The sequence below is a fragment of the Streptomyces sp. NPDC102360 genome (assembly GCF_044766085.1).
Classification (GTDB): Bacteria; Actinomycetota; Actinomycetes; order Streptomycetales; family Streptomycetaceae; genus Streptomyces.
Genome location: NZ_JBIWLG010000004.1, coordinates 369,610 through 385,828, shown reverse-complemented (window position 1 = coordinate 385,828; position 16,219 = coordinate 369,610). Strand labels below are relative to the sequence as shown.

Annotated in this window: 11 protein-coding genes; 5 read left to right on the top strand and 6 right to left on the bottom strand. The window is 70.2% G+C overall.

What is annotated here, in order from left to right; translation table 11 throughout:
- Positions 1-17: 17 nt before the first annotated feature.
- The gene (locus ACIRHA_RS20030) at positions 18-971 is read left to right on the top strand and encodes an LLM class flavin-dependent oxidoreductase (protein WP_403847292.1); all 954 of its coding nucleotides are present in this window, start codon (positions 18-20) and stop codon (positions 969-971) included.
- Between the two features lie 89 nt (positions 972-1,060).
- The gene (locus ACIRHA_RS20025; RefSeq protein WP_403847290.1) at positions 1,061-1,960 is read left to right on the top strand and encodes an HAD hydrolase family protein; all 900 of its coding nucleotides are present in this window, start codon (positions 1,061-1,063) and stop codon (positions 1,958-1,960) included.
- 11 nt (positions 1,961-1,971) lie between these two features.
- Here the strand turns inward: ACIRHA_RS20025 and ACIRHA_RS20020 are convergent, their stop codons facing one another.
- The 6 genes from ACIRHA_RS20020 to hisC form a co-directional block, all read right to left on the bottom strand.
- Complete coding sequence (locus ACIRHA_RS20020; protein WP_403847287.1) at positions 1,972-3,021, bottom strand: M23 family metallopeptidase; 1,050 nt, start codon at positions 3,019-3,021, stop codon at positions 1,972-1,974.
- Between the two features lie 164 nt (positions 3,022-3,185).
- Positions 3,186-4,916 carry a GAF domain-containing sensor histidine kinase gene (locus ACIRHA_RS20015; protein WP_403847285.1) on the bottom strand — a complete coding sequence of 577 codons (1,731 nt, stop codon included), beginning with the start codon at positions 4,914-4,916 and terminating at the stop codon, positions 3,186-3,188.
- A 72-nt stretch (positions 4,917-4,988) separates the two neighbouring features.
- Positions 4,989-8,489: a thiol reductant ABC exporter subunit CydD gene (gene cydD / locus ACIRHA_RS20010; protein WP_403847282.1), complete on the bottom strand. Its 3,501-nt coding sequence runs from the start codon at positions 8,487-8,489 to the stop codon at positions 4,989-4,991.
- Positions 8,490-8,546: 57 nt separating this feature from the next.
- The gene (gene cydB / locus ACIRHA_RS20005; protein WP_403847280.1) at positions 8,547-9,551 is read right to left on the bottom strand and encodes a cytochrome d ubiquinol oxidase subunit II; all 1,005 of its coding nucleotides are present in this window, start codon (positions 9,549-9,551) and stop codon (positions 8,547-8,549) included.
- Positions 9,552-9,564: 13 nt separating this feature from the next.
- Positions 9,565-11,139 carry a cytochrome ubiquinol oxidase subunit I gene (locus ACIRHA_RS20000; RefSeq protein ID WP_403847278.1) on the bottom strand — a complete coding sequence of 525 codons (1,575 nt, stop codon included), beginning with the start codon at positions 11,137-11,139 and terminating at the stop codon, positions 9,565-9,567.
- A gap of 203 nt (positions 11,140-11,342) precedes the next feature.
- Positions 11,343-12,422: a histidinol-phosphate transaminase gene (hisC, locus tag ACIRHA_RS19995; protein WP_403847276.1), complete on the bottom strand. Its 1,080-nt coding sequence runs from the start codon at positions 12,420-12,422 to the stop codon at positions 11,343-11,345.
- Positions 12,423-12,789: 367 nt separating this feature from the next.
- Between hisC and ACIRHA_RS19990 the strand changes: the two genes are divergently transcribed.
- The 3 genes from ACIRHA_RS19990 (at position 12,790) to ACIRHA_RS19980 (ending at position 16,216) form a co-directional block, all read left to right on the top strand.
- A complete protein-coding gene (locus ACIRHA_RS19990; RefSeq protein ID WP_403847274.1) occupies positions 12,790-13,902 on the top strand; it encodes a LacI family DNA-binding transcriptional regulator in 1,113 nt (370 codons plus the stop codon).
- Between the two features lie 230 nt (positions 13,903-14,132).
- Positions 14,133-15,209, top strand: a complete 1,077-nt coding sequence (locus tag ACIRHA_RS19985; protein WP_403847271.1) for a metallophosphoesterase — start codon at positions 14,133-14,135, stop codon at positions 15,207-15,209.
- Between the two features lie 182 nt (positions 15,210-15,391).
- A complete protein-coding gene (locus tag ACIRHA_RS19980) occupies positions 15,392-16,216 on the top strand; it encodes a hypothetical protein (protein WP_403847269.1) in 825 nt (274 codons plus the stop codon).
- The last annotated feature ends 3 nt before the right edge of the window (positions 16,217-16,219 follow it).

The following is a 16,219-nucleotide window of genomic DNA, read 5'->3' as shown; positions in this document are numbered from 1 at the left end:
CGCATACGCTCGCAGGCATGAACGAGAACGCTCCCGCCACATCCGCTCGTCCGCTGCGCCTGAGCACCGTGATCCTGCCCTACCGCCGCTGGCACGAGGGCGCCCGCGAGGCATGGCTGCGCGCGGAGGAGCTGGGCTTCCACACCGCGTACACGTACGACCACCTGTCCTGGCGCGTGCCGTTCCGGGACGGACCGTGGTTCGGGGCGGTCCCGACGCTGACGGCCGCGGCCACCGCCACCGAGCGGATTCGCCTGGGCACCCTCGTGACCTCGCCGAACTTCCGGCACCCCGTCACCCTCGCCAAGGAACTGCTCTCGCTCGACGACATCTCCAGTGGCCGGATCACGCTCGGTATCGGCGCGGGCGGCACGGGCTTCGACGCGAGCGCCCTCGCGCACAGCGGGCAGGAGCCGTGGACGCCGCGGGAGCGCGCCGACCGTTTCGCGGAGTTCGTCCCGCTGCTCGACCGGCTGCTCACCGAGGACACGGTCTCGTACGACGGGACCTTCTACTCGGCAGGCGGCGACGTCGGCGCCCAGAACATTCCGGGCTGTGTGCAGCGCCCCCGGCTGCCGTTCGCCGTGGCCGCGACGGGCCCGCGCGGCCTGAAGCTCGCCGCGCGGCACGGGCAGGCGTGGGTGACCACCGGCGATCCGAAGCTGTACGCGACAGGCACCCCGGAGGAATCGATTCAGGCCATTCGCGGGCAGGTCTCGAAGCTGGCCTCCGCGTGCGAGGCCATCGGCCGCGACGCGGACGAACTCGACAAGGTCCTGCTCACCGGATTCACCCCGGACCGGACCCGCCCCCTCACCTCCGTCGACGCCTTCGTGGACTTCGCGGGCAGGCACCGGGAGCTGGGCTTCACCGAGCTCGTCCTGCACTGGCCGATCCCGGACACCGACTTCGCGGCCGACCAGGAGACCTTCGAAGCGATCGCCACGGAGGCCCTGGCCCAACTCGACTGAATCGGACTCCGTCACGCCGGGATCCGGGCGGGGCGCATGAGCCAGGTGCGTACTCATCTGTGCGCCCCGCAGCACGCCCGTGCACGCATATGCGCGACCATGGGTCGGTGACCTCACCGACTCCCGGGCCCCGGACTCCGGCCCCCTCCGCCCCCACGCCCCGGCTGATCGCCACCGACCTCGACGGAACGTTGCTGCACGACGACAAGACCGTTTCGCCGCGTACGGTCGCCGCGCTCGCCGCCGCGGAGGAGGCCGGCATCGAGGTCTTTTTCGTGACGGGCCGCCCGGCCCGCTGGATGGATGTCGTCAGCGACCATGTGCACGGCCACGGCCTGGCGATCTGCGGGAACGGCGCCGCCGTCGTGGACCTGCACGGCGGCGATGGCGGTCACCGCTTCGTCAAGATCCGCGAGCTGACGGTCCCGGACGCGCTCGACGTCGTCCGCATCCTGCGGGCGACCGCTCCCGGCACCACCTTCGCCGTCGAGCGCACCGGCGGCCTGCACCACGAGCCGGGGTACCCGCCGCTGCACCTGGACCCCGGCGAGTGCGTGGCCCCCGCCGAGAAACTCCTCGCCCCGGATTTCGACGTCGCGGACCAGCCGGTGCTCAAGCTCCTCGCGTACCACCCCGAGCTCGACCCCGACACCTTCCTGTCGCTGGCCCGCGCGGGGGTGGGTGACCGGGCGGCCATCACACGGTCGAGCCCCAGCGCGCTCCTGGAGATCAGCGGTCCCGGCGTCTCCAAGGCGAGCACGCTCGCAATGTGCTGCGCGGAGCGCGGCATCACGCCCACCGAGGTGGTCGCCGTCGGGGACATGCCCAACGACATGGAGATGCTCGCCTGGGCGGGCACGTCCTACGCGATGGGGAACGCGCACCCCGAGGTCCTGGCCTCGGCGACCGCACGTACGGCGACCAACAACGAGGACGGCGTGGCCCGCGTCATCGAGGACATCCTGGCCGCGCACGTCCCTGCCCGGTAGCTCCACGACGCCTACAGCTTCACGTGGCGCTCGGCGAACCACTTCACCGGGTCCACCCCGGAGCCCAGATACGGCGTGAGCCGCACCTCGAAGTGGAGGTGCGGCCCCGTCGAATTGCCGGTGGTGCCCGACTGGCCGACCCACTGTCCCGCGCGGAGCTTCTGCCCCTGGTCGACGGTGACCGCGGCGAGGTGCGCGTACTGCGTGTAATAGCCGCCGGGGTGCCGCACGACGACCTCGATGCCGAAGGCGCCGCCGCAGGACACGCTCACCACGCGGCCCGCGCCCACCGCCCGCACCGGCGTCCCGATGTCGACCGCGAAGTCCTGCCCGGTGTGCCGGTGCGACCAGCGCTCGCCCGCGCTGTCGAAGCCCGCGGACAGCTGGTACTTCTCCACAGGAGGCAGCCACGCGCGCGTAGTTGAGATTTTCGGCTCCTTGAGACGGACGGCGCCCCGGCACTTCCCCGCGGCGACCGACGTGTCCGCCTGTCCCTGGAGCTGCCAACGTGCCGCTTCGAGCTTACTTTCGATGCCCTTCTTAAGGATGGCGAGCCGTGCGTTGCGCTCCTTCAGTGAGCGCCACGCGTCCGCCGCCCTGCGCTGTCCTTCCGCGAGCCCGCGCTCGGCGCGCCGGCTCTTGTCCACGGCGTTGTTGAGGGCCAGATCGGCCTGCCAGACGGCCCGTTGACCGTGCATCAGCTTCTCGGGGTTCCCGGCCAGCAGCATCTGCGCCGTGATGGGGATGTCGCCGCCGCTGCGGTACTGGGCGCGGGCGATCCGGCCGAGGTCGTCGTGGAGCACGGAGATCTGCCGCCGCTCGCGCACGAGCAGCCGCTCCATCGTGTGTACCTCCGCCCTCTGTACGGAGGCGGCTTTACGGCCCGCTTCGTAGCGCTGCGTCGCCGTGGACGCCTCCTCGAAGAGGCGCGCGACGTCCGCGCTCGCCTCGGGGCCCTCCGCGCCCTGGGACACCGTGGGCGGTCCACCGAGGGCCACGAGGGCGCACAGCAGTACCGGGAGGACGAGCGATGTGCTGGTTCGGCGCGGTCCATGACGCATGCATCGGATCGTCGGCCGCCGCACGCCGGGCTTCCTGTGGGGCTGGTACGGCCGAGGGAACGGGTGCCCCGTACGGCGCAGGAACGTACCGCCAAACCGGGTCGGGCGGGCCTCAGTGGGGCGCCTCGGTGAGGCACCTCAGCGGGGCACCTCACTGAGACGCCTCAGTGAGGCGCCTCCCACACCACCGTCGTGCCGTCCCCGTCGAGCCCCGGCCCGTGCCAACTGGCGCCGCCGAGCGATTCGGCCCGCTTCTGGAGGTTCTTCAGGCCGCTGCGGCGCCCGCCCTCCTTGATGCCCACGCCGTCGTCCGCGACCGTCAGACGGACGCCCTGCCGCCCGTCGGGAAGGAGCACGGTGGCGTCCACGACGACGTCGATACGGTCGGCCTCCGCGTGCCGGAACGCGTTCGAAAGGGCCTCGCGCAGCGCCGCGATGAGGTGCTTGCCGGTGAGCTCGCCGACGACCGTGTCGACGGGCCCGAGGAAGCGGTGCGAGGGCTTGAACCCGAGCGGCACGGCGGCCGTGTTGATCTCGCGGAGCACCTTGGTGCGCAGGCTGGACGGCGCCTCCGCCGGGCCTTGCTGGAGCGCGAAGATCGCGGTGCGGATCTCCTGGATGGTGGTGTCGAGCTCGTCGACCGCCTTGCCGACACCGGTCTGCACCTCGGGCACCACGGAGCGGCGCTGGGCGGTCTCCAGCATCATCCCGGTGGCGAAGAGGCGCTGGATGACGAGATCGTGCAGGTCGCGCGCGATCCGGTCGCGGTCCTCCAGGACGGCGAGGCGCTCCCGGTCGCGCTGCGCGTCGGCCAAGACCAGGGCGAGCGCGGCCTGCGACGCGAACTGGGTGGCCAGAGTGCGCTCCGCCTCGGTGAAAGGACGTCCCCCACGCGCGCGGGTCATCACCAACGTCCCCAGGACCCGCCCGCCGCTCTGGAGGGGCAGCATCATGGACGGCCCGTAGTCCTGCGCGAGGCCGGTCAGCATGCGGGGGTCGGTGGCCGCGTCGTCGACGAACACGGCCTGTCCTTCGAGCAGTTCGGAGATGATCTCGCTCTCCGGCGGCACGATCGCGCCGAGCGCGGTGGAGGGCACGTCCGAGTCGACGGCGACGATCTCCATGCCGCCTTCCTCCGCGGGCAGCAGCACTATGCCGGCCGCCGAGTCCGAGAGGTGCCGTGACTGTTCGGCGACCACCTGGAGCGCGTCGTCGGCGTCGCCGCCCGAAAGGAGCGCGGTGGTCACCGCCACCGAGCCGTCGATCCACCGCTCGCGCTGCTTGGCCGCTTCGTAGAGGCGCGCGTTGCCGATGGCGATGCCCGCCTCCGTGGCGAGCACCCGGACCATGTTCAGGTCGTCGTCGTTGAACTCGCCGCCGCCCTCCTTCTCCGTGAGGTACAGGTTTCCGAAGATCTCGCCCTGTACGCGGATGGGGAGGCCGAGAAACGTGTGCATCGGCGGATGGTGCGCGGGAAAACCGCAGGAGCGCGGGTCGTCCGCGAGGTTCGGCAGGCGCACCGTCACGGGGTCGTGGATGAGCGCGCCGAGCAGCCCCTTGTGTCCGTCGGGCAGCCGCCCGATGCGCCGCGCGGTCTCCTCGTCGACTCCGGAGTAGACGAAGTCCGAGAGCCCGTCGCCGTCCTCGTCGACGACGCCGATCGCGGCGTACTTGGCGTCGGTCAGTTCGGCGGCCGTCTCACAGATCCGGTCGAGCGTGGTGTGCAGCTCGAGGCCTGTGCCCACGGAACGCATCGCTTCCAGGAGCTGCGGCAGCCGGGCGGTCAGCTCGGCCGACAGACCGTGAAGGCTGCGTGTCGCCTGAGTCGCCGCCTCCAGGGAAGCCGCGGCGGGCTCTGCGGGAGACGGGGCGCCGGGCTCCGTGGGTGCTGCCATGCGACGAGCCTAATTAGTACCAATTCACGAGGAAAGTCGGGCCCGGGTGGGTGGAGGGGTCCAGGCGGTTCCTCAGCTCCCCGCGCCGGCCAGCGCCTCCGCCGCGCCCTCCCGGCGCCGCAGCTCCCGGAGCGGGCCGTCGACCGCAACGAGCTCGGCGTACGGACCGCGCTGGGCGACCCGGCCCCCGTCGAGCACGAGCACCTCGTCCACGGCCTCCAGACCCGCGAGCCGGTGCGTGATCAGCACCGTCGTCCGCCCCTGCGTAGCGTCCAGAAGGTCCGCGGTGAGCGCGTCCGCCGTCTCCAGGTCGAGGTGTTCGGCGGGCTCATCCAGTACGAGGACGGGGAAGTCGGCGAGCAGCGCGCGGGTGAGCGCGAGCCGCTGCCGCTGGCCGCCCGAGAGACGTGCGGCGTGCTCACCCACCAGGGTGTCGAGCCCGTCCGGCAGCGCCTGCGCCCACTCCCGAAGACGTACGCGGCCGAGCACCGCCCACAGCTCGTCCTCGGTGGCGCCCTTCTTGGCGAGCAGCAGGTTCTCGCGGAGGCTGCTGTCGAAGAGGTGCGCGTCCTGGGCGCACAGCCCGACGATTCGCCGGACCGCGTCGCCGTCGAGGGCCGACGCGTCGACACCGCCGAGCGTGTACGTCCCGGCGTCCGCGTCGAGGAAGCGCAGCAACACCTGGGCGAGGGTCGTCTTGCCGGACCCCGACGGGCCGACGACGGCGACGCGGCGGCCGCGCTCCAGCGTCAGATCGAGGCCGGCGAGCGCGTCCCGCTCCTGGCCCTCGTAGCGGGCGGTGAGTCCGCGCACGGCAAGCGGGAAGGGGTCCTGCGGCGCCTGTGCGGGCCGCTCGGGCTCCCGTACGGGTTCCGGCGCGTCCAGGACCTCGTAGACCCGCTCGGCGCTCTTGTGGACGCGCTGGCGGTGCTGCACGGCGAGCGGCAGGCCGAGCACCGCCTCGAACGCGGCGAGCGGCGTCAGGACCACGACCGCGAGCGACACCCCGTGGAGCTGCCCGGTGCGCACGCCCTGGATGCCGACGAGCGCGGCCGCCGCCACGGTCAGGCCGGTGATCAGCGCGGTCAGACCGTCGCCGAGCGCGGTCGCGGTGGCGGCACGCGAGGCGATCCGTGTCAGTACGGAGTCGGCCTCCGCGGCCTCCTTCGTACGTCGCGGCAGTGCGCCCGCGACCGTCAGTTCGGCGGTGCCGGTGAGCAGTTCGGCCGCCTTGGTGGCAAGCACCCCGCGCGCGGGGGCCAGCCTGCGCTCCGCGCGCCGGGACACCGCGCCCGACAGCAGCGGCACCCCGACACCGGCGAGCAGCAGCCCCACGGCGAGTACGGCACCCGCGGTGGGCAGCAGCCACGCGGTGAACGCGACCGACCCCACGCCCACGAGCGCGGCGGCCGACGCGGGCAACAGCCAGCGCAGCCAGTAGTCCTGCAGAGCGTCCACATCGGCGACGAGCCGGGAGAGCAGGTCGCCGCGCCGCGTCGTGCGCAGCCCCGCCGGGGCGAGCCGCTCCAGGCGCCGGTACACGGCGACCCGGGTGTCGGCCAGCATCCGCAGCACCGCGTCGTGCGACACGAGCCGCTCCAGGTACCGGAAGATCGCCCGGCCGATACCGAACGCGCGCGTGGCCGTGACCGCGACCATCAGGTACAGGACCGGCGGCATCTGCGAGGCCCGCGAGATCAGCCACCCGGACGTCGCCATCAGGCCGACCGCGCTGCCGAGCGCGAGCGCGCCGAGCAGCAGGGCGAGGGTGAGCCGGGAGCGGCGCGGCCTGGCGGCGGCGCGCAGCCGTGCGAGCACATGGCGCCGGTCCACCGGCGCCTCGCCGCGCACCTCCACCGGAGCCGCTTCGACGGCATCGGCGAAGGCCTGCGCGGACGGGCTCCCCTGCGCGGCACCACGCATCTGCGCCGGCACCGCGCCCAGTGCCTCGATCCGTACGACCCGGTCCGCGACGGCGAGCAGGGCGGGACGGTGCACGACGAGCAGGACGGTCCGCCCCACGGCGAGCCTGCGCACCGCGTCGACGATGCCCGCCTCGGTCTCCCCGTCGAGCGCGGCCGTGGGTTCGTCGAGCAGCACGACCGGCCGGTCCGCGAGGAAGGCCCGTGCGAGCGCGAGCCGCTGGCGCTGCCCGGCGGAGAGCCCGGCACCGTCCTCCCCGAGCACGCTCGCCACACCTTCGGGCAGCGCCTCGACGAACTCCAGGGCCCCGGCCTCCCGCAGCGCGGCGAGCACCGCGGCGTCATCGGCGTCCGGTCGCGCGAGCCGTACGTTGTCCGCGATCGAACCGGCGTACAGCTGCGGCCGCTGTGGAACCCACGCCACGCGCGCGTGCCACGCCTCACGCGAGATCTCGGCGAGGTCGACACCGCCGACGGAGACCCGCCCACTACAAGGGCGTACAAAACCCAACAGGGCACTGACCAGCGTCGACTTACCCGCTCCACTCGGCCCTACAAGGGCCACCGTCTCGCCCTCGGCCACCTTGAAGGAGACATCCGAGACGGCGTCCGAGGACCGCCCTTCGTAGCGAACAGAAACGCTTTCACACCCGATTCCGCCGGCCGAGGGGACGTCCCGCGTACCGTCCTCGGGCAGCGGCGACTCCAGAACCGCGAAGATCTCCTCCGCCGCGGCGAGCCCCTCGGCCGCCGCGTGGTATTGCGCGCCCACCTGCCGCAGCGGCAGATACGCCTCGGGCGCGAGCACCAGAATCACGAGTCCGATGTACAGATCCATCTCGCCGTGCACGAGCCGCATGCCGATGGTCACGGCGACGAGCGCGACCGACAGCGTGGCCAGCAGCTCCAGCGCGAACGACGAGAGGAAGGCGATCCGCAGGGTGCGCATCGTCGCCCTGCGGTACTCGCCGGTGATCTTGCGGATGGACTCGGCCTGCGCCTTGGCGCGGCCGAACACCTTCAGGGTCGGCAGTCCCGCGACGACGTCCAGGAAGTGGCCCGAAAGACGGGAGAGCAGCCGCCACTGGCGGTCCATCCGGGACTGGGTCGCCCAGCCGATCAGCATCATGAAGATCGGGATGAGCGGCAGCGTGCCGACGATGATCGCCGCCGACACCCAGTCCTCGGTGACGACGCGGGCGAGCACCGCCACCGGGACCACCACCGCAAGCCCCAACTGCGGCAGATAACGGGAGAAGTAGTCGTCGAGGGCATCCACGCCGCGCGTCGCGAGCGCCACGAGAGACCCGGTGCGCTGCCCGCTCAACCACCCGGGACCGAGCAGCGTGGCCCGCTCCAAAAGCCGCCTGCGCAGCTCCGACTTGACCGCCGCACTCGCCCGGTGCGCGGCCAGTTCGGTCAGCCAGGCCACGAGCCCGCGTCCGGCCGCGACCGCCGCCAACAGCAACAGCGGCGACCGCAGTTCTGCCACGCCGAGGCCGTGCTGGAACGCGCCCACCACGGCCTCGGCGATGAGCATCGCCTGCGCGATGACCAGGCCCGCCCCGGCGGCGCCGAGCACCACCACCGCGATCAGGAAGAAGCGCGAGGCCCGGCCGTACCGGAACAGACGCTGGTCGATCGGTTTCACGTGAAACACACCCTCACGTAGACGAACGCAGACGGGGCGAAGCCGGAGCCAAGGCGCTCAGTGCGCCCCGGCAGGAATGCTCTTCGTGCTGAGCCGCTTGCGGAACACCCAGTAGGTCCAGCCCTGGTAGAGCAGGACCAGCGGCGTCATGATCCCGGCGACCCAGGTCATCACCTTCAGCGTGTACGGACCCGAGGACGTGTTGTCGATCGTCAGGTTCCACGCCTCGTTGAGCGAGGAGGGCATGACGTTCGGCACCAGGGCCAGGAAGATCGCCGCCACCACGGCCGCGATCGCGACCCCGTTGAAAGAGAACGCCCAGCCTTCGCGTCCCTTGGCGTTCATGACGAGCGTCCCGAGCAGCCCGACGACCGCCACGGCGAACGCCACCGCGGTCCACGCCGTCCCGCGCTCGACCTGGATCCAGGCGAGGAACCCGCCGCCCAGGAGCACGGTGGCCACACCCGACTTCGTCGCGAGCGCACGCGCCCGCACCCGGATGTCGCCGTCCGTCTTCAGCGCGGTGAACACCGCCCCGTGCAGCGTGCACACGGCCGTGAAGGCGAGCCCGCCGAGCAGCCCCCACCAGGTCAGCAGGTCACCGAACGAACCGGCGAAGTCCTGCTTGGAGTTGATCGGAACGCCGTGCACCATGTTCGCGAACATCACGCCCCACAGGAACGGCAGCAGCAGCGAGCTGACGAAGAGCACCAGCTCCCAGTTGCGCTGCCAGCTCTCCTCGGGCCGCTGGTGCCGGTACTCGAAGGACAGCACGCGCACGATCAGCAGCAACAGCGCGATCACGAGCAGCAGATAGAAGGCGCTGAAGAACGTCGCGTACCAGATGGGGAACGCTGCGAACATCGCGCCGGCCGCGGTGAGCAGCCAGACCTCGTTGCCGTCCCACACCGGTCCGATGATGTTGATCAGCACGCGCCGCTCGGTCCTGTCGCGCGCGAGCAGCCGCGTCAGGATGCCCACCCCGAAGTCGAAGCCTTCGAGGAAGAAGTAGCCGGTCCACAGAACGGCGATCAGAAGGAACCAGAAGTCGTTGAGGCCCATGACGTTTCTCCTCTCAGTACGCGAAGGTCAGTGGCTTGTCGGCGTCGTCGTCATCGGAGTCGTCCCCCGAAGGACCACGCAGCTTCGGGTCCTTGGTCGGCGGTTCCTCATCCGTGTCGGGGCCCTTGATGGCGTACTTCTTCATCAGCCGTACGTTGATCCAGAACAGCACCGCGTACAGCAGGGTCAGCGCGGTCAGCGAGATCGCCATCTCGGTCTGGCTGACACCGGGGGAGACCGAGTCAGCGGTCCGGAACAGTCCGAAGACGGCCCAGGGCTGACGGCCCATCTCGGTGAAGATCCAGCCGATGGAGTTGGCGATGAAGGGGAAGATCAGCGAGGCCATGCCGACCCGCCAGCCCCACTTCGTGACGGTCGGGCCGAGTTCCTTCTTGTTGGTGAGCATCAGCTTGGGGATTTCGTCCTCACCCCTTCGATGCTCGGGCAACAGCCATCGCCGCTTCCTGGTCAGCCAGAATCCGGCGCCCGCGGCGACGGCGGCGGTGAGCCCGATGCCGATCATCAAGCGGAAGCCCCAGAAGGTGACGAAGATGTTGGGGACGTAGTCCTCGGGCTGACCGCCGTACTTCTCGGCCTCGGCCTTGGCGGTCTCGTGGATGCCTGGGACACAGCTGGAGAAGTTGTCGTCGGCCAGGAAGGAGAGCAGGCCCGGAAGCTCTATCTCGACGGAGTTGTGGCCCTTGCTCACGTCGCCGACGGCGAAGATGGAGAACGGTGCGGGACATTCGGTGTCCCACAGGGCCTCGGCCGCCGCCATCTTCATCGGCTGCTGCTTGAACATCACCTTGGCCAGCTGGTCACCGGAGAGGGCGACCAGGACGCCCGCGATCATCGCGGTGACCAGACCGAGCCGGAGCGAGCTGCGCAGCGTGATGGTCCGCTTACGGTCCACCTGCTCGCCGGCTTCCTTCTGCTTCTTGATCTTCCAGAGCAGGAAGCTGGAGACGCCGATCATGAAGGCTCCGCCGGTCAGGAAGGCGGAGGAGATGGTGTGCGCGAACTGGACGACCGCGGTGTTCTGGAAGAGGACGTGCCAGATGTCGTTGAGCCGGGCCACGCCGGTCTGCTTGTCGATCTCGTAGCCGACGGGGTGCTGCATCCAGGAGTTGGCCGCCAGGATGAAGTAGGCCGAGGCCAGCGTGCCGATCGACACCAACCACATGCAGGCGCAGTGGAGCTTCTTCGGCAGCTTGTCCCAGCCGAAGATCCACAGTCCGATGAAGGTGGACTCGAAGAAGAAGGCGATCAGCGCCTCCATCGCGAGCGGGGCGCCGAAGACGTCACCGACGAACTTCGAGTAGTCCGACCAGTTCATGCCGAACTGGAACTCTTGCACGAGACCGGTGGCCACACCGATCGCGATATTGATCAGGAAAAGCTTCCCCCAGAACTTCGTGGCGTGGAAGTACTTCTCCTTGCCCGTGCGCACCCACGCCGTCTCCAGGCCCGCCGTGAGCGCAGCCAGGGAGATCGTCAGTGGGACGAACAGGAAGTGGTAGACGGTGGTGATGCCGAACTGCCATCGCGCCAGGGTCTCCGGCGCGAGGGCGACCGTTGTCGGGTCCACTGCGTCTTCTCCTTACATCGCCGTGGTCACAGCGGCAGTTTGCCCCTTTAATCCCACAAATCCTGGGAGGAACCAGGACACGCTTGTGAACGCGTTCACATTCACAAGCATTATGTCGTACTGGTTGTCGGCATACGAAGGGGGGTCCCCCGTTATTTCGGGAGACCCCCATCACTACGATCCAGGCGCCAACGCGCGGCGCTCTACAGCTCCTTGCGGAACTCCTCGGCCGTCCGCAGGAAGATGTCGTTGGCCTCGGTCTCCGCGATCGTGGTGCGCACGCCCTCGCCCGCGAACGGCCGCACGACCACGCCCGCCTGCTCACAGGCCGCAGCGAAGTCCGTCGTCTTCTCCCCCAGGCGCAGCCACACGAAGTTGGCCTGCGTCTCGGGCACCGTCCAGCCCTGCGCCCGCAGCCCCTCGACGACCCGCGTGCGCTCTGCCACCAACGAGCCGACTCGGCCGAGCAGCTCGTCCTCGGCGCGCAGCGAGGCGACCGCCGCGTCCTGTGCGAGCTGGCTCACGCCGAAGGGCACCGCCGTCTTGCGCAGCGCCGCGGCGACCGGCTCGTGCGCGATGGCGAAGCCCACGCGGAGCCCCGCGAGCCCGTATGCCTTCGAAAAGGTTCGCAGCACCGCCACGTTCGGCCGGTCCCGGTAGATCTCGACGCCGTCCGGCACCTCGGTATCGCGGATGAACTCGCGGTACGCCTCGTCGAGGACCACCAGGACATCGGAGGGCACCCGGTCGAGGAACCGTTCCAGCTCGGCCCGGCGGATGGCATTGCCCGTGGGGTTGTTGGGGTTGCAGACGAAGATGAGACGCGTGCGGTCGGTGATCGCGTCGACCATGGCGTCGAGGTCGTGGTCCTCGCTCGCCGTGAGCGGCACCTGCACCGACTTCGCGCCGCTGATCTGCGTGATGATCGGGTACGCCTCGAAGGACCGCCACGGGTAGATGACCTCGTCGCCCGGCCCCGAGGTCGCCTGGAGCAGCTGCTGCGCGACGCCGACCGAGCCGGTCCCCGTGGCCAGATGCGTGACGGGCACACCGAAACGGTCGGAGAGCTCGTTCATCAGGCCGGTGCACGCCATGTCCGGGTAGCGGTTGAAGGTCCCGGCGGCCGCGATCGCCTGCTCCATCACCCCGGGCAGCGGAGGATAGGGATTCTCGTTGGAGGACAGCTTGTAAGCCACTGGCCCCCCGGCAGCGGCCGGCTTGCCGGGCTTGTAGGCAGGGATCCCCGCCAGCTCCGCACGCAGCTTGGGGTTGATCTCGCTCACCGCAGTCCTCCTTGTGGGCACCGTTCCAATACTGCTCACCTTAAGAGGATTCGCCGCGCTCCCCAACGGCCCGGGTCCCGCCCCCTCTCCAAGGCGCGCGGAGAGGGGGGAGCGCTCCTCGCCCTGGCGCGCGCCGGTGGCTCGCGCCGTGGCGCGCATCACCCGTGAAGGTGAGTTGAGACCTACTCGCAACATCGCCGACTTGGCAGGCCCATGCGTGACGACAAGCAAAGTGCCATAGTTCTACCCATCAACTCCCTTTTATTTAAAGGTTGATGATGGGTCGTCACCTTGCAGAAACGTGCCTGTCAACGCCTGCATATGCGTCCCCACCATGCAGCCGAATGAGCCCTACTATCGGCTCGCCATGACAGCAGCAGGGAAGCACCAGGTGAGCCGGGCAGAGACGACCCGCAGGGGCACCCGGCCGAGCCGGGCAGGCATCAGAGACGTTGCCGCAGCCGCCGGGGTCTCGATCACGACTGTGTCCGATGCGCTCAACGGTAAGGGCAGGCTCCCGGACGCCACCCGAAGCCACGTCCGCGAGGTCGCCGACCGGTTGGGCTATCGCCCCTCCGCGGCCGCTCGCACGCTCCGTACCGGGAAATCGGGCCTCATCGGCCTGACCGTGACGACGTACGGGGATGAACCTTTCACCTTCACAGAATTCGCGTACTTCGCCGAGATGGCGCGCGCCGCCACCTCCGCCGCGCTCGCCCGCGGGTACGCCCTCGTCATCCTGCCCGCCACCTCACGCCATGACGTGTGGTCGAACGTCGCACTCGACGGCACCGTCGTCATCGACCCCTCCGACCATGATCCGGTCGTCACCGAGCTGGTCCGCCAGGGCCTGCCCGTCGTCTCCGACGGACGTCCCGCGGGCACCCTGCCCGTGACCGCCTGGGTCGACAACGACCACGAGGCCGCCGTGCTCGGCATCCTCGACCACCTCGCCGAGTCCGGCGCACGCCGCATCGGCCTGCTGACCGGAACCACCACCGACACGTACACACACCTCTCCACCTCGGCGTATCTGCGCTGGTGCGAGCGGATCGGACAGGAACCGGTCTACGAGTCGTACCCCGCGCACGACCCGTGCGCGGGCGCCGTCGCCGCCGACCGGCTGCTCGCCCGGCCCGACCGCCCCGACGCGGTCTACGGCCTCTTCGATCCCAACGGGACCGATCTGCTCGCCGCCGCGCGCCGCTACGGGCTGCGCGTCCCGGACGATCTGCTGCTGGTGTGCTGCAGCGAGTCGACCGTCTACGCGACCACGGAACCGCCCATCACCACCCTCTCGCTCAAACCGCGGCGGATCGGGACATCCGTCGTGCAGCTCCTCATCGACGCCATCGAAGGGGTCGAGTCCGACCAACCGGTCGAGCAAGTGATGCCGACGGAACTCATCGTGCGGACCTCGTCCCAGCGGCGCCCGCACCGCACCACGGTCAGCCCTCCCCGCTCTCCGGGACAGGGCTGACCGCCCCCGACCGCCCCCCTCCACCGACTCCGCCGACCTCCACCGAAGAGAAAAGTCCACACCAATTCGGGAGAAATGCACGGCGATCAGCCGCCCGTCACCGATTCACCACCCCTGGTGCATCACACAGCGCGAGCCGCATTCCTATGATGGGCGCACGACACCGCGGGCCACTGCGACCAGGCAGTCCGATACGGTGCACAGGCGGCGCAATGGTGGTGGAGGGGTCGATGACTCAGGGGGCCGGTCTGGGATCCGCAGCGGACACGGAGACGCTGCGCGACTTCCGTGTTCCCGCGTACGTCCATGACGTACCGGCGAACGTGCAGCCGACGGACCCCGACGTCGCCACGCCAGGCGCCGAGAATCCCGAGGCCTATCCCGCCGATTACACGCCGACCGAGCGCGACCTGCCGGTCATCGACCAGGGCGACACCGTCCAGATCGAGGCGGCGCAGCCCGCCCCCACGGGGGACGAGGGCCTCGGCCCGCTGTACGTCGTCGGCGATGTGCACGGCTACCTCGACGAGCTGCTCGCCGCGCTCCGCGAGCAGGGCCTGATCGACGCGGAGGGCAACTGGGCGGCGGGCACCGCGCGTCTGTGGTTCCTCGGCGACTTCACCGACCGCGGGCCCGACGGGATCGGCGTCATCGACCTCGTCATGCGCCTGTCCGCCGAGGCGGCGGCCGCCGGCGGCTACTGCAAGGCGCTCATGGGCAACCACGAGCTGCTGCTGCTCGGCGCGAAGCGGTTCGGCGACACGCCCGTGAACTCCGGTGCGGGCACAGCCACGTTCCAGGCGGCCTGGTTGCTCAACGGCGGGCAGAAGGCCGACATGGACCGCCTTCAGGACGTGCACCTGCAGTGGATGTCCCGGCTCGACGCGATCGAGATCGAGGACGACCACCTGCTCACGCACTCGGACACCACCGCGTATCTCGACTACGGCGATTCCATCGAGGCCGTCAACGACACGGTGCGTGAGACCCTCACGCGCAATGACGCGGACGAGTGCTGGGACCTGTTCCGCAAATTCACCAAGCGGTTCGCGTTCAAGGACGAGGAGTCGGGGCCCAGCGCCGCGCGGCAGCTCCTCGACGCCTACGGCGGCTCGCGCATCGTGCACGGCCACAGCCCGATCCCGTACCTGCTCGGCGAGGTCGGTGGGGAGGACGGGGACAGCGAGGACAGCAGGCCCCCCGTCGAGGGACCGCATGTGTACGCGAACGGCCTGGCCATCGCCATGGACGGCGGCGTGACCATGGCTGGAAAACTCCTCGTCCAGCAACTGCCCATGGATATCTGAGACTTCGCGGGGCAGACGCGAAAGCGGAGGATCCGACCGGCCGTCTGGCCAATTTCCGGAAACCCCCTGTCACCGCGTGCCGTGACAGCTCTACCATCGGCTTATCCGTAGCAGGCTCCCCTCCGTTTCTGCCCGACGGCTCGCACCCATGCGGGCCACCAAGCCCTACGGAGCATCGGGGGATGCACATGAACAGCGCTCCGCATTTGCTGAACGAGGACCGTCCCGAGTTCGAGCGGCTCCTCGATGACGCGCTGCGTACCGCACCGAATCGGCCTGAACTCGCCGCCGTGGGCCAGCGGCTCAACCCCGAACAGCTGCGCACCATGGCGCTCGGCGCCGCCGCGCTGATCAACACGGCGGCCGCCGACGAGTACCAGCGCTACGTCAAGGTCCGCGAGGAACTGCGCTCCACGCCGCGGCTCCTGCGTCCGCTACGCGAAGGAGGCAACTCCAGCGGGGAGAGCACGGGGCCGGGCGTCGCCGCGGTCGCCGTCGTGCTCGTCCCGGTCCTGGCCGGGACCGCAGCCCTGATCTTCCTGATCGTCGGCTACGTCCTGAGCATGCTCAACCCGGTGCCGGGGTTCGCCAGGACCCTGCGCACCTTCGGCTGGGTCTTCGGCGCGATCACCGCGGCGAGCATTCTCGTCGCGGCCGTCTGCCTGCTGATCGCGGCGTTGCGCAATGGGTCGACGTCGCTCCAGGCGAGCGCGCACGGCGAGGCGAGCGAGGAAGTGAAGCAGGCCAGGGAAGCCTGGCGCGTCGCGCTCCTGGACCGGGGCATCCTGCCGTTCCTGCGGGACGCCCTGGCGGATCCCTCGGCGGGCGGCGGCTCGCACCTCGGGGGCCGCGGTGGCTCCGGCGGGCGCATGCCGCAACTCGGCTACAACAGGCCGGGGTTCAGCAGCCCCGACGGCGGCGGCACGGCCACGGGCCAGCGCGCCGGCTATTCCAGCCCGGACTTCTCCAGCCCGGACTTCGGCGGCCCGGACCACCAGCCGGACTGACCC